10 protein-coding genes are annotated in these 15593 nt (G+C 42.4%); 5 read left to right on the top strand and 5 right to left on the bottom strand.

The features are described from left to right. Positions 1–294 precede the first annotated feature (294 nt). The 5 genes from C7391_RS02130 (at position 295) to mtaA (ending at position 10784) form a co-directional block, all read left to right on the top strand. A complete protein-coding gene (locus C7391_RS02130; RefSeq protein ID WP_133516912.1) occupies positions 295–4788 on the top strand; it encodes an Ig-like domain-containing protein in 4494 nt (1497 codons plus the stop codon). 870 nt (positions 4789–5658) lie between these two features. Beyond that, entirely contained in the window at positions 5659–6435 is a 777-nt protein-coding gene (gene mtaC / locus C7391_RS02125; protein ID WP_133516911.1) for a methanol--corrinoid protein MtaC, read from the top strand. A 12-nt stretch (positions 6436–6447) separates the two neighbouring features. Beyond that, complete coding sequence (mtaB, locus tag C7391_RS02120; protein WP_133516910.1) at positions 6448–7833, top strand: methanol--corrinoid protein co-methyltransferase MtaB; 1386 nt, start codon at positions 6448–6450, stop codon at positions 7831–7833. 277 nt (positions 7834–8110) lie between these two features. Continuing rightward, entirely contained in the window at positions 8111–9529 is a 1419-nt protein-coding gene (locus C7391_RS02115; protein ID WP_208107045.1) for an MATE family efflux transporter, read from the top strand. Positions 9530–9770: 241 nt separating this feature from the next. Beyond that, the gene (gene mtaA / locus C7391_RS02110) at positions 9771–10784 is read left to right on the top strand and encodes a methylcobamide:CoM methyltransferase MtaA (protein WP_133516909.1); all 1014 of its coding nucleotides are present in this window, start codon (positions 9771–9773) and stop codon (positions 10782–10784) included. A gap of 70 nt (positions 10785–10854) precedes the next feature. On the opposite strand, the gene C7391_RS02105 is transcribed toward mtaA, so the two are convergent. The 5 genes from C7391_RS02105 to C7391_RS02085 form a co-directional block, all read right to left on the bottom strand. Further along, complete coding sequence (locus tag C7391_RS02105; protein ID WP_133516908.1) at positions 10855–11148, bottom strand: hypothetical protein; 294 nt, start codon at positions 11146–11148, stop codon at positions 10855–10857. Positions 11149–11304: 156 nt separating this feature from the next. Then, positions 11305–11811 (bottom strand): pyridoxamine 5'-phosphate oxidase family protein, encoded by a 507-nt coding sequence (locus tag C7391_RS02100; protein WP_133516907.1) that lies wholly within the window; start codon positions 11809–11811, stop codon positions 11305–11307. Between the two features lie 29 nt (positions 11812–11840). Further along, positions 11841–12929 (bottom strand): CobW family GTP-binding protein, encoded by a 1089-nt coding sequence (locus tag C7391_RS02095; protein ID WP_166627365.1) that lies wholly within the window; start codon positions 12927–12929, stop codon positions 11841–11843. 37 nt (positions 12930–12966) lie between these two features. After that, on the bottom strand, positions 12967–13635 hold the full coding sequence (gene tpiA / locus C7391_RS02090) for a triose-phosphate isomerase (protein WP_133516905.1): 669 nt from the start codon (positions 13633–13635) through the stop codon (positions 12967–12969). 245 nt (positions 13636–13880) lie between these two features. Further along, on the bottom strand, positions 13881–15593 hold a 1713-nt coding region (locus tag C7391_RS02085; RefSeq protein ID WP_133516904.1), incomplete at its 5' end, for an InlB B-repeat-containing protein.

Raw genomic sequence — 15593 nt, 5'->3', positions numbered from 1 at the left:
TCTCTTTTTTTACTTCTCTTTTTTACTTCTCTTTTTTACTTTCTCTTTTTTTATTTTTTATTTTTAAAATCTTCTCTTTTTCTTTTTCCGTTCCCCTCTCTTCTGTTTTTCCTCTCTACCTGTCTTAGTTTTTTTCAATGTCCGCTATCTTTATATTATATTAGTAATTTTATCGCATACTATTCTATATTCTTATTCAAAATATATATTGTTATTATTGAGGTATTTATATTGAACTTTAAAAAACGTAATCCGGGGTCCGGTTTAAGATCTGCCGCTAAAAGGTCTTCTGTATTGATTCTAATCACACTGCTTTTGCTGTCTGCCGTCGTGCCGCAGGCAGCATTCGCTGATTTGCCGGATAACAGCGGCGGCAGCAGTTTCACAAGTGCCGCCTATGGGAAAAATTGGGACGGCGTTGATTTCGAGTCCATGATTGGAAACGGTGTTTATTACGGAACGTATGACCATATCACAACTATTAATTATAATACTGGTAGCCACGTTAGAGAAAATGAAGAAACACCGATTCTATGGAGAGTTATGGGCGAGGAAGAAAGTGACGGTCGCCTGACAATGATGAGTGAATATATTCTTGATGGCAAGCGTTATAGTCATAGAAATGTAGATGGTCTTTACACGTTTGACCAAGGTTTTTCCAATTTTGCTGTTTCGAATCTTCGTTATTGGTTAAATTACTATACATATTCATCCACATATTCTCAATACGGCAATGTTGTTAACGGATTTCTTTACAGTTTTGGAGATGATTCTACTGCTGCTGAATACAATAGTTTGGCGGAAGGGATAGTTGTAACCAGATTATTTGACCGAATTACCGGTGTAGAATATACGGATCCTTCAACTTATCCGAATAATTGGAAACCTGGAATGTATTATACGGCGAATTTTCCTTATTCCTTAAACACAAGAGTTTATCTTCCATGGGGGCATTCGGGCGGAGATTCTACTACATACATTTCCGGCGCGGGGTCTGTTGCATTTCCTCATGCTAATTCAGGAAAATTGTATTGGGATGCAGCCCAATCAAACAAGGATGACTATTTGATTGGAGTCGCAAACACTGATGCTCTTATCGGAACAACTAAAAACGGAATCAATGTTTCTTATTGGGTCGGTTCTCCCAACGCTTATAGTAATGCGGATCTTATGGAGAACGATAACAGTCTTCCTTTGTATGTACGCACTTCACGTAATGGTTCAATTGGAGTAGGTCCGGGAAGTGTATTGCCAAATATGACTGTCGGTGTCCGCCCCATCGTTAAACTCATTCCCGAAAATGTGATATTCGCTCACGAAGTTTCGGAAACGGCAACAAGACCTGATCAGGTTCAAGCCGATAAAGGAGCGGCAGGAATTTGGAATTACAGTACGCATGACGGCAGCGGCACAAATTACAAGCTGACAATTATCAACAGCAGCCTGGAATTAAAAGAGTTGTACAACGGTTCAACCTCTTTAACAAATAATACATTTCTGCCTCTGACTTCAGGCGGCACAATTACGTTGAACAGCAGTGATTTTGACGGAACATATCTTGCTTACAAAATTGTTTATGATGATGGAACGACACGCTCAATCGTTTCTTACGGAAACAGCAAGACAGAATCTGATAAATCAATTCTTGAAATTAAGATGGCCAACAACATCGCCAATACCAACGGTTTTTCAGGAAGCGGCGATTACACTTTGTATGTCTGGTCTCAACAGGAAGTTTCCGACATCCGCAGTTTTGAAGGAAGCCCGACTTGGTATTTCCCGTTAGGTATCGGTGAAACGCCTTCCTCTCTCGGCCCGGAAGTAGAAAGTGCAACGCCGACCGGAATCGATGTTTCGGTTACAACCAACACCGCTTCAATCACATTTAATTCTGAAATGGATGCAAGTGTAGGCTTTCCGGGAACCGTGAAGTTAGATAATGGTGCAACTTTGACCGGCGGTACATGGAGCAACGAGAATAAAACAATCACTTACAGTTTGTCCGGCTTGGATTATTCAACAACTTATACTTTCGACATCAAAGACTTTGAAGGTACATTCGGAAATGCGATGGTCACCCCTCATAAGTTATTAGAGTTTACAACGCAATCCGCTCCGCCAAATGTTATCACCGTCACACCGACAGGAACCGGTATTCCGATTACGGCCGATACTGTTTCAATTACATTTGACAAGGATATGGATACGGATGTCATAGGGAGTGTGACTTTGGATAACAGCGCGGTTTTGAGTAACGGCGCTTGGGTTGATAGCAGAACAATCACTTACGACTTGTCAAATTTGGCTTATTCAACAACTTACACCTACACGATTACCGGCTTTACAGACACTGACGGAAATTTAATGGTTACTCCGAGTCCTGATTTTAGTTTTACAACGCAATCTGCTCCGCCGAATGTAACTGCTGTCACGCCGAACGGCACGGGTATTCCGATTGCAACCAATTCGGTTTCAATCACTTTTGACAAGGATATGGATACGGGAACTGTAGGAAGTGTGTTTTTGAATAACGGTGCTGAATTGGGTACTGTCGGAACATGGAGTCCTGACAGTAGAACCATTACTTATTCCTTGGCGAACTTGACATATTCAACAACTTACACCTACACAATTACGGGCTTTAAAGACACTGACGGAAATTTAATGGTTACTCCGAGTCCTGCCTTTACTTTCACGACCGAACCCGACACTCATCATCCTTATGTTACCGCTGTCAATCCTGAAGGAACCGGAATCGCAATCGGTACAAATAAAGCTTCAATTACATTTAACGAAGCCATGAAAGCGACTCCCGGAAACGTTGTTTTGAATGACGGTGCAACTTTAACAGGCGGAACATGGAGTAATGGTCAAAAAACAATCACTTACGATTTGTCAGGTTTGAATTATTCAACGACTTACACTTACACAATTACAGGATTCCAAGATCTTGCCGGTAATTTAATGATTACACCCGATCCTGCCTTTACTTTCACGACTGAACCCGATACGCACTATCCGATTGTTGAGGCGGTTACCCCTAACGGCACCGGTGTCTTAATCAGCACAAATAAAGCTTCAATTACGTTTAACGAACCTATGAAAAACGGTCTGGGAACTGTTGTTTTAGATAAAGGAGCCGGTTTAGCAAACGGTGTTTGGAGTGCTGATCAAAAAACAATCACTTACGATTTGTCGAATTTGGATTATTCAACAATCTATACCTTTACAATATCCGATTTCGAAGACACGGCAGGCAATGTCATGGCCACGCCTCCAACTGTCTTTAATTTCGAAACCGAACCTGATTTAATTCCGCCCAATGCAATCAGTGCCACACCAAACGGCACAGGAATTTCAATTACGGCAAGTTCTGCGTCAATTACATTTGATAAAAAAATGGATACAACCGTCGCCGGAACTGTCACTTTAGATAATGGTGCCCTTCTCAATTTGGCCGGCGGAACATGGAGCAACGATGATAAGACAATCACTTACAGTTTGTCTAATTTGACTTATTCAACAACTTATACTTACAGTATTTCCGGATTCAAAGACACTGCCGGAAACAATATGGTTACGCCTCACGCGGATTTTAATTTCACAACAGAACCTGATACAACCAAACCGATTGCCATCAGTGCTGTCCCGAGCGGAACAAACATCGCAATCACCACGGATTCCGCGTCAATTTCATTCAATAAAAAAATGAATACAACTCATCCGGGAACCGTGACTTTGAACAACGGCGCAACTTTAAGCGGCGGTACATGGAGTTCTGACGGCAAAACAATCACTTACGCTTTGTCCGGTCTGACTTATTCAAAGACTTATACCTTTGATATTAAAGACTTTAAAGACACTGCCGGAAATACGATGGTCACTCCACATGCCGTCTTTAATTTCACAACCGCAGCCGACACAAATCAACCGATTGCTGTCAGCGCGTCGCCGAACGGAACGACTGTTGCTGTCAGTACAAACACTGCATCAATCACATTCAACAAAAAAATGAATGCAAGTGCAAGTTTCCCCGGAACTGTCACTTTAGATAATGGTGCAACTTTGACCGGCGGTACATGGAGCAATGAGAATAAAACAATCACTTACACATTATCCGGTTTGACTTATTCAACGACTTACACTTTCGATATCAAAGACTTTGAAGATACATTCGGAAATGTGATGGTCACCCCCCACGCTGTCTTTAACTTCACGACAGAGGCGAATTCAGTTGCTCCGAATGTCATTCGCGTTACTCCGAACGGAACAGGCGTTGCCATTGATACGAATTCTGCGTCAATCACATTTGATGTCGAAATGAATACAGGTGTTACAGGAACAGTGACTTTGGATAACGGTGCTGTTTTGAGTAACGGTGTCTGGACCGATAGTAGAACAGTCACTTACGACTTGTCGAATTTGGCTCATTCAACGACTTACACTTACACGATTGCGGGCTTTAAAGGGTCAAATAATGTTCTCATGAATACCCCGATTCCGGATTTCACATTCAAGACCGTTGACGCCGGAAACAAAGGAGGCGGCGGTGACGGCGGCGGAACCATTGTCATTCCGGAAAGTCCCGATCAGCCGGACAATGGTGACAATACGGACGGAACAAGCGGGTCAGACGATGACAACATGGGCGGGTATGAAGACGATGTACAGCCGTTGTTTGTCATTCTTTTATTCGTGATCGCTCTTGCTGTCTTTGCCTATCGCAGAGCTGAAGAAGAAAACGATGCTCAAGACGAAACGTTTATGGGCCGGTTTAATCCGCTTTAACGGATGAATCGATTTATTAAAAGATTTAATGATGCCGAAATTCGGCATTACTTCTATTTTTTCTTCAAAATCGGATTGTATATATCTGCCTCATTTTTTGATTTTTGTTAATTTTAATTTTTGTTAATTTTTGATTTTTGTTCATTTTTGATTTTTATTAATTTTGATTTTTATTAATTTTGATTTTTATTAATTTTGATTTTTGTTAATTTTAATTTTTGTTAATTTTAATTTTTGTTAATTTTAATTTTTGTTAATTTTTGATTTTGATTAATTTTAATTTTGGTTAATTTTCGATTTTTGTTATTTTTCAATGTTTTCACTCGTCGTTCCTATGCTTCGTGACGAATGCGTCTTTACAGTCTGTTTTTTCAATTCAAAACATCTGAATTTTTCAAACATTGAATCATTTTTCTTTATTTTGTTTGAGTCACGGCAAAAAAAATTAAAATAAATTTTTGATTTTTTTGAAAAAATTATATTTTTAGTCCTATTGTTATTGGATTTATTTTATTTTTTATTTTTTTCAAAAAATTCACGGCGGCAAAAATTTGGAACATTTTTTGAGTTTGGTTTTTTCAGTGTATTTTTAAAAAAATTCGAAAACAAATTTTCTTTCTTTCTCTTTAATAAAATTTATATAATTTTATATAGCTGTGTAGCAATGGTTTTGTTTTATTTGTTCTCAACTTTTCTTTCAAAGCCGTATGAATTTTGTATCATGATTAATTATTACAACGCCGTTGTATTTTTTACATAAAATTTAACTACTATCTCATCAATTCACATTTGCTTAGCAGAGCAAAATTCACCTCGTTGTATTGAGTTACAACGCGGTTGTGTGTAATTTTGTTAAAGCAGGATGAAAAAATGTTAGACTTTAAAAAAGAAGATATTTCAGATGTCCTTGTCCGATACAATGTGGCTATGGAAAAAACCATGACACCCGATGAGGCAGCCGAACAGCTTTATCCGAAAGATGAGCTCCTCAAGGCAGTGGCAGTCGCCATTTATGAAGGCGAAGAAGATGACGTCATTGAAGCATTAGACGCTCTTTTAGATGCAGGCAAAGACCCGCTCAAACTTATTGACGAAGCACTTCTCCCGGGTATGGGTGTGGTTTCTGCCCTTTACGATCAGGGTATCATTTTCCTCCCCAACGTGATGATGTCTGCTGACGCTATGCTCGAAGGTATCGACTACTGTAAAACCAAAACAGCAGAAATTCCGGAAGCAAAAGGAACAGTTGTCTGCCACGTTGCAGAAGGTGACGTTCACGATATCGGCAAAAACATTGTCGCAGCTCTCCTCAGAGCAGACGGTTTTGATGTTGTCGACCTCGGCCGTGATGTTCCGACAGATGAAGTTATTGAAGCAGTCGCTGAACACAAACCCGTTATGATTACCGGTACAGCATTAATGACCACCACCATGTATGCCTTTAAAGAAGTCAACGACAAGCTCGTTGAAAAGGGTTACACCATTCCGTTCGCTTGCGGCGGCGGTGCTGTGAACCAAGAATTCGTTGAAAGCTTCAGCCTTGGTGTTTACGGCGAAGAAGCAGCAGAAGCACCCAAGTTTGCCAACCACATCTTAAAGAACGGCGCAGACATCGGTAAATTAAGAGACGAATTCCACATCCACTAAGGAGGCAGCAAAATGGCAATTAACAGATACACAAAGATGGCGTACGCCAACGCAGATGAAATGATTTTCGGAAAATGTAAGTTCCCCGTCAAAGCAGGCCTCGGCCTTGAAATCGGCGCAGGCTACACAATTCCTGAATTAAACTACGCTCCGAGACCTCAAGCCAGTGTTTCCAAAGAAGCACTCGTCAAGGAATATGAAAGAATTACCAAAGACTCAATGGCAAGACTCGTCCAGATCGGTGCGCCCGCAGTCGTCTTGGAAACAGAACACGTTCAGCAGCTTACTGTAAAGCCCGACGTCGGCGCAGAAGTCGCACATGTTCAGAAATCCATCATGGAAGAATACCACGAAGAATACGGCATTAAATGTGCTCTCAGACACACCATTGCCGACTTAAGAGAAGACCGCGAATACTTAGCGCTCCGCTCCAAAGCACCTGAGATCTTGGAATCTTTTGACCAGTGTGCTGCACAAGGCGCTGACCTTCTGTCCATTGAATCCATGGGCGGCAAGGAAGTTTTCGACTACTCAATCGTTCGTGACGACACTGCCGGTATGCTTTTCTCCATCGGCGTTCTCGGAACAAACGATATGGATTTCATTTGGCAAGGAATTACAGACATTGCCAAGAAAAACAATGTCGTTTCTGCCGGTGATACCGACTGTTCTCAAGCCAACACCGCTATGTTTATTGCAGGCGGTCTTTTGGACAAAAACTTGGCGCACACAACAGCCATCGTTGCCCGCTGCATTTCTGCCGGCAGATCTCTTGCCGCCTATGAAGCAGGCGCAACCGGTCCCGGTAAAGACTGCGGTTATGAAAACATCATCATCAAAGCCATTTCAGGCGTCCCGATTACACAGGAAGGTAAATCCTCAACCTGCGCACACTCTGACGTGATGGGTAACCTCGCAATGCAATGCTGTGACATGTGGTCCAACGAATCTGTTGAATACCACGGTGAATTCGGCGGTACAACTGTTCAGGTTTGGGTTGAAACCCTCGCCTATGACTGCGCTTTAATGAACACCGCGCTCAGAACAGGCAACGAAAAAGTCCTCAGAGACTTGCTCATGCTTTCCGACAAATACAGAGACCCGCAGCCGTACGTTCTTGCTTACGACAACGCTTACCGTGTCGGTGAAGCAATCGCAGCAAACGGCAACGACCCGTACCTCCGCGCAAAAGCAGCCGCAGAAACCTGCTGCACTATTGTTCAGGAAGGTATTGACGGCGGTAAACTTGTTTTGACAAAATTCGAAACCAATGCTTTGAACAAAATCAAAGCAGATCTTGCAGCCCTCCCCACCGAGAGCTCAAAGTTCATCGAAGACTGCATGGCAAAATACACCAAAGAAGTCGCCGTTTTCAAGCCGGAAAACTACAGCTTGTAAACTGGCTTGTAAACCAATTTGTAAATTTAATGTTTTTGAAACAAGAGATTTCTTGTTTAATTTTAACCTCCCGGCGAACAATTTTTGTTCGCCAATTCTTTTTTTTATAACATCTTTTTTATAACAATTACACTGATTTCTTCTGCGGTTCAGGTATGCGAAATCGGATAGTATTTATATACCCTTAATATTTGTTTGTCCTGTTTATTTTGTTTTTTCTTTTGATCTTTCGATCGTTTTCTTTTTAAAAACAAATGATTGACCTTTGGTGACAGTTATGAGCGAGATGAAATCAAATACGGGAGGAAATATCCTCGGGACGGAAGATGTCAAAAAATTATTGTTCAAATTCGCCGTTCCCAGTGTTATTGCGATGCTCGTCGGTGCTCTTTACAATATTGTTGACCAAATTTTCATCGGCCAAAGCGTCGGCATGCTCGGCAACGCAGCGACAAATGTGGCGTTTCCGCTCGTAACGATTGCAACGGCACTCGGTCTTTTATTCGGTGTCGGCGGTGCTTCTAATTTCAATCTTTATCTTGGCGCAGGCAACAAAGAGCGCGCGAAAAAAGTTGTCGGAAACGCGCTTTTTTTGTTAACCGCATCCGGCTTGGTGATGCTGATCGTGATTCATTTGTTTTTGGAATCGCTGACCGGGCTGTTCGGGGCAACAGAACTTGTTTTCCCGCTCGCGCTTGAATACATTTCAATCACCTCTTACGGTATTTTATTCCTGATTTTTTCAACCGGTGCCAGCAACATGATTCGCGCCGACGGCAGCCCGAAATATTCCATGTATTGTCTTTTAATCGGTGCCGTTTTAAACGTCATTTTAGATGCCGTTTTTATCTTCGGATTTGACATGGGAATTGCCGGGGCCGCTTGGGCAACCGTCATCAGTCAAATTGTTTCCTGTTTGATGGCCGCAGTTTATTTCAGAAAAATGAAAACGATTTCAATCGGCAAAAATGATTTTCTTTTAAAATGGGGCATTGTTAAGCCGATTCTTTATCTCGGGGCTTCCAGCTGTTTAAATCAGCTTGCGATGATGGTTGTTCAAATCGTTCTCAACAACACCGCTACTTATTACGGCGCAATGTCCGTTTACGGCAGTGAAATTCCGCTCGCGGTTGCCGGCGTTATTTCAAAAGTCAGCATGATTTTCATTTCAATTATTATCGGTATCGCCCAAGGCGGGCAGCCGATTGCGGGATTCAATTACGGCGCGAAAAATTACGGGCGCGTAAAAGAAGTTTTCAAACTCGTCGTCAGCATTTCGCTTGCCATTTCATTTGTTTCATTCCTGTGCTTCCAACTGTTCCCGCTTCAGATCATTCAGATATTCGGTGACGGCAGTGAACTTTATTTCGAATTCGCCATTCGCTTCTGCCGGATTTTCCTCTTAATGATGATCGTCGTCGGCATTCAGCCGGCGTCATCTATCCTTTTCACCGCCATCGGAAAGTCGCACAAAGGCATTTTCCTTGCGATGATCCGTCAGGTCATTTTATTGATTCCGCTGCTTATTATCCTCCCGATTTATTTCGGAATTGACGGTATTTTGTATGCCGGTCCGATTGCTGACGGCGTTTCGGCGGTTATTGCTTTTGTTTTCGTTTATCGCGAAATGAAGAAGCTGACGGCGATGGAAAAAGAAGAAAATTTGAGAAGAGAAACGTTGGCGACAGCAACTTAAAACTCATCTTTTTTTATTTATTATTTTTTTCATTTTCCTTTCTTTATTTCATTCCGTTCATCTATTAATTCATTCTTTTTCGGTTCTTATTTTCGTCTTGCTCTCGGAATCAAGGTATGACAAAATTTTTATAATCACATTGTCATTTTCTATTTGGGATGCTAATTTACATTGCCCGTCCGTAACAATTAATAATCTAAAAGTTATAGGGTAATTGACAATTTTTGAAGGATTGAAAATCATGACACTCAAAGAGAACTTACTTAAAGCCTTAAATGGCGAAGCTGTTGAGAAAACACCCTGCGTCTCCGTGACACAGACCGGTACTGTCGAATTAATGGATGCTGTCAACGCTCCGTGGCCGGAATCCCAGTCTGACGCCAAGATGATGGCAGACCTCGCAATCGCGGCGCACGAAATCGCAGGCCTTGAAGCTGTTCGTGTTCCGTACTGTTTGACAGTTCTCGCAGAAGCAATGGGCTGTGAAATCAACATGGGCACAAAGAACAGACAACCCTCTGTTATCGCTCACCCGTACGAAAAGCCCGAAATGCTCGACGCAGCAACCAAGCCGGACTTAAAATCCGCCGGCAGAATTCCTGCTGTGATTGAAGCAATCAAAGACATCCGCGCAAGAATCGGCCCCGATGTTCCGATCATCGGCGGCATGGAAGGTCCGATCACACTCGCATCAGACCTTGTCAGCGTTAAATCTTATATGAAATGGTCCATCAAGAACCCCGATGCGCTCGCCAAAGCAAATGCTTTTGCAAATGAAGCCGCAATTGAATACGCAAACTTGATGGTTGAAGCAGGCGCAGACGTTATCTGTATCGCTGATCCCGTTTCTTCTCCTGACTTAATGAGCCCGCAGGACTTCCATGACAAACTCATGGGCACAATCACAGAATTCGCCGACAAAGTCAACGCACCCGTCGTTCTCCACGTCTGCGGTAACGTGACAGCAATTCTCGACTACATGGCCGACTGCCACTGCAAAGGTCTCAGCGTTGAAGAAAAAGTTGAAGACGTCAAAGGTGCTGTCGAAAAGACAAAAGGACGCGCTGTTATGGTCGGCAATGTTTCCAGTCCGTTCGTTCTCTTGAGCGGCGACGAAGCAAAAGTCACCGAAGCCGTCAACCACGCGCTTGACGCAGGCGTTGCTGTTCTCGCACCCGGCTGCGGTATCGCACCGATGACCCCGACAGCAAACATTAAAGCAATGGTCGCTGCCAGAGACAAATACTTCCAGTAATTTGTTTTAACTTAATTAAAAAAGAGAAAAGGCGATTGCCTTTTCTTATTCTGTTTTCTTTATTTATCTCTTATAACAGTAATATCCAAATAATTCCAAGTAATGAAAGGAAAATAACTGCCCAAGTATATTGGAAAGGATGGGTTATTACTGAATTTTTCAATCGGTCCGAAAAGTCATCTTCTTCAAGCAAAACAACTTCATCATCTTTTTGCTTTTTTTCGATATCATCTATCCATTTTTCGAGATAAGATAACAAAATACAAGATGCAATTAAAAGAATTAGTGATGCAATTGAGATTATTAAAACACCTATAATTAACAATAACATTAAAGCATCTGTTTCAAATAAATTTTGTTTCAAGCTATCGTAGAGGTTTCCAATATTCTACACAGTGTCATCTGATAATTGATATGCCTTGCTTGCATAGAAAACAACAGTTGTTGTCCAACAGGCTCTTGCAACTTTAATTAACGTTGATAATTCTATTTCCTTTATGTAATCACCTTTTTCTTATGATTATTCAAAAACAATTTCTTGCGGTTTTATCGCTTCGTCTTTGTAATATTTGCCGGTAATTTCTTTTACCGTAATTTCAATGACTGCCGTTGCTTTAATTGCGTTTCCGAACGGCATTCCGGCAAGAAGCGGCGTGTATTTTTCAACAATATAATTCAAGGCTTCCGTCTTCTCTTTTTCACCTTCGATCAGTTTTGCCGTTCCCATGACGATGACGCTTTGGTATTGTGTATTCACATCGCAGGGAGAGTTTTCGGGCGGCATGATGAATGTTTCAAAATGGTCGACTTCAAAACAAACGTTTGTGTTGGCGGCAATATTATCCAATTTTTGACCCTTAATCAAGCCGTGAATGTAGATTTTTTGATTTTCGTAAGCGAAATGAACGGGAATAACGTATGGAATCCCGTCGGCACTGACAGTTGCCAGCCGGCCGACCATTGAGTAGGCCAATAAATCATTGATTTCTTTCTCTGTAAGTTGATGTGTTTTCATTCGGTTCTGCATTTTAAATCTCCCTTGTACTTGATTTTTTATTACAGGACAATCGGTTTTTTCGAGTCGTCTTTTAAAATCTGTTTTTCAAAAGTCAGTTTTTTCGCTGATAAGAAAATGCTCACGGACTGATCAATAATTTCTTCAAGCTTCTCTTTTTTGACATTTGTTACCGCGGCTAAAAAGCGCAGTTCGTAATTGCCGTTATTCTCCGTTTTTTCCTGCTGAATATATTCTGCTTCAATTTTTCTGTCATCGGCGCCTGCCGTTTGACTGACTTTCACAAGCGTGTCATCCACTTTGACCGCCATCTTGACGTGGCCGACAAAAGACGGATTGACGTTTGAAATTTCCGCGCCGACAGCAGCAATAATGTTTTCCAAAAGCTTTCCGGCGTTTTTAACGGTCAATTCGCCGGACGCTTTGTATAATCCCGAATAAGTACTGACGTTTGAAATTTCAATCGAATTCAAACTCTCCGTCACTTTTGATTTCGGCTCTTTTCCCGCATCAATCATGCTGACGGTCTCCTCCCCTTCGCGCATCAGCAATTCATAAAGCTTGTCAACCGCGCCGTCATCATTTACCGCTGACATACGCATCATGTAAGCGTCCGGATTCATTTCGTCCAAAAAGGATTCAATGCTTTTGATTTTGTCTTCATCCGCCAAATCAATCTTATTGATGCCGATAATTTCAGCTTCCTTCAGTTGCTGTTCCACAAATTTCGGAATCTGATTCATTTCCGCCGTCAGCCTCGAAACATCAACGAGCGTCACAACCGGTGCAAAAGACATCATCACATTCATGTTCAAAAGCTCGTCCCGAATCTGGCTCGGAAAAGACAAACCGGTCGGCTCCATGATTAAAATATCGGGATTGTAAATATCTGCAATTTCAGAAACCGTAATCCTGAGGTTAATCACAAGAGAACAGCAAATACAGCCGTTTGTGAGTTCTTTGGAAGGAATGCCCGCCGTTTCAAGTGTTTCGCCGTCAATGCCGATTTCACCAACTTCATTCACAATCAAAGCCACTTTTTTACCGTCGGCCGTCAGTTTGTCAATCAGTTTCAAAACCGTCGTTGTTTTACCGCTTCCCAAAAAGCCGCCGATCAATAACACTCTCACACTCTTCCCTCCCTCAATTTTCGAATTTCATTTTTCATTAAATCAATGAAACCAAATCATAAAGCGCCGCTTTCGGATCTTCTGCTTTCACAATGCCGGATGCCAGCAAAACACCGACAGACCCGAGTTCCAACGCCGCTTTCAAATCTTCGCCCTTTGAAATGCCGGCACCGCAAAGCACTTTCACATTCGGATTAATCTTTTTCACCGCTTCAACAGAGCCGGTCACAACACCAGGGTCTGCTTTTGAAACCGGAATTCCGGATCCGATTAATTCCGGCGGCTCAATCGCGACATATTCCGGTCCGATTGCTGCTGCTGCTGCCGTCGTTGCAATATTATTCGTACAAATCACGCTTTTCATGCCGTTCTTTTTAAGTGCTTCCGCCGCGCTTTCAATCTCTGCCAGCGTTAAGCGGCGTTCGGAATGATTGATCAAACTGCCGACAGCACCGGCTTCTTGAATCGATTTCACATACACTTTTCCGGTATGGCTTCCCGGACCCGCGCCGTCAATGTGCTGAGAGTAAACAGGAACATCTGTCACAGACGCGACGCGAAAAATATCGGGAATCTGCGGCGCGATTGCAATTTCAACACCTGCGCTTTCTGCCACATCACGACAAGCTTCCGCCAATTTAACAGCGTTTGCACCGGTTCCCTCGTCATAGGTTTTACAATTGAGAAGAATAAAAACAGACATAATTTCACCAATTTTATTGGTGTTTATTAGAACTTGATGGTAAATAAATCTGCTATAGAAATTAAAACCGAAAAATCAGACAATAAAACAGAAAAAAGATCTGAGAATAAAACAAAAAAAGATTCAGAGAATAAAACAAAAAACTAAATGGGAATACAAAAAAAGAAAACTGAATCAAAAAATGAAATAAAATAAAGACAAATCAGAAAATCAAAAGAAAAGCAAAAATAATTTGAGAAAACCGTTGCTTAACGGTTTTCTCTGTCTTTTTCATCTTCGTCACGCCATCTGTATGTAAATATTGCAATTGCAATTGTCATCCAAGCAATCACGAATATTAATGCTATTGTTCCGGCATTGTCATTGTCTTCATATCCGGGCGTCGATTCATCAGAGTTTCCGGGTTTGTCAGGCACATCCGGTTTTTCCGGTGGGTGCGGTTTTTCCGGCTGCTCCGGATCAACAACTTCGGCTGAACCATTGTCGTTTCCGCCGTTGTTACCGCCTGTCTTAGACCATTTGGCGTAGAGTGTCGTATCTTTAGTGATTCTGAACTCCTGGTCCTGCTGATAAACCGTTCCGCCGTTTTGTTCTGTTGACCAACCGACGAAGTTGTAGCCGCTGTAAGACATAGTATGGCTTTCAACAGTTACTTTTTCGTTGTACTTGTACGAGGTTGAATCTGACGGAATTCCGGTGCCTGAATAACCATTTCCATCATACATGACGGTGAATGTTTCACCCGTTCGATCCACCCATTCTGCTTTTAAGGTCACATCTTGAGCAGGCATGTAGAAGTATTCTGTTCCATCACCTGTGAACGTATCAGTTGTACTGCTCGGGTCTACATCAACGAATGTATTTGCTTTCCACCCGTTATATTCGTAACCGACTCTGATCATGTCCGTTCCTTTTGAAACATCAACACGTTCATCTTCATCGTACCAGTTTCCTTCCGGAAGCTGGTCGCCGTCTGATTCAAGGTTTCCGTCTGTTGTATATGTGACTTTGTAGTCTCCCTGGGTCCAGCAAGCGTACAAGTCTAACGGACTTGTTTCTAAGCTCATATCTGCTGATTGACTTGCTCTGTAAAGAACTTCTCCGGTGGTCGTTTTACTCCATCCGCTCAACTTCATATTCAATTTTTTGAATCCGGTTTCTGTTTCACCCGGAGGTGTTATGGCCGCTTTTTCCGTATCTTTGTAGTAAACAATCATCGGATTCGTGTCTTGAGCGTTATCGGCTCCGTTCGGATGGTAGTTGACACGGAACAAACTCTCTGTTGACCATTGCGCATACAATTCTAAATCGTCTTCGATTACAAACATCTGGTTGATGTGGTAGGTTGTGCCTGTTCCGTCTGCTGCTGTGTTCCAGCCGGTGAATGTCTCGCCTGATTTGGCAAAGCCGAGTTCGTCTGCGTTGTAAATTCTTACGTTTTCTTTGAAACCATAGATTTCTTCAACAGGGGTTGGTGTTCCATCGGCACCGTTCGGGTTGTATGTGATGGTGTATCTGATGTCGGATTCGGCGATCCATTTCGCGTAAACCGTCGTTGCTGCTGCAGGCATAATAAACGGATCTGCAACCGGTGTGTTTCCTGCCGCATCTGTCGTCCATCCTGCAAACTTCTTTCCGTCCACTGTCCATCCGAATTCCGCTGCCGTTTTAAGGGTCACTTCATTCGTTTCAAACTTCTGTTCCGTTTGTGTCAGACCCGATCCGTCATTTTTGTCGTAGGTTAATGCGTATTCTGTTGCATCTGCCCATTTCGCGTAAACCGTCGTTGCTGCTGCAGGCATAATAAACGGATCTGCAACCGGTGTGTTTCCTGCCGCATCTGTCGTCCATCCTGCAAACTTTTTCCCGTTAACTGTCCATCCGAATTCCGCTGCCGTTTTAAGGGTCACTTCATTCGTTTCAAACTTCTGTTCCGTTTGTGTCAGACCCGATCCGTCATT

Origin of the sequence: Methanimicrococcus blatticola, assembly GCF_004363215.1 — an archaeon.
GTDB lineage: Archaea > Halobacteriota > Methanosarcinia > Methanosarcinales > Methanosarcinaceae > Methanimicrococcus > Methanimicrococcus blatticola.
Note: the sequence above shows the minus strand (reverse complement) of the source record. Positions and strands in the feature narration are given on the sequence as shown.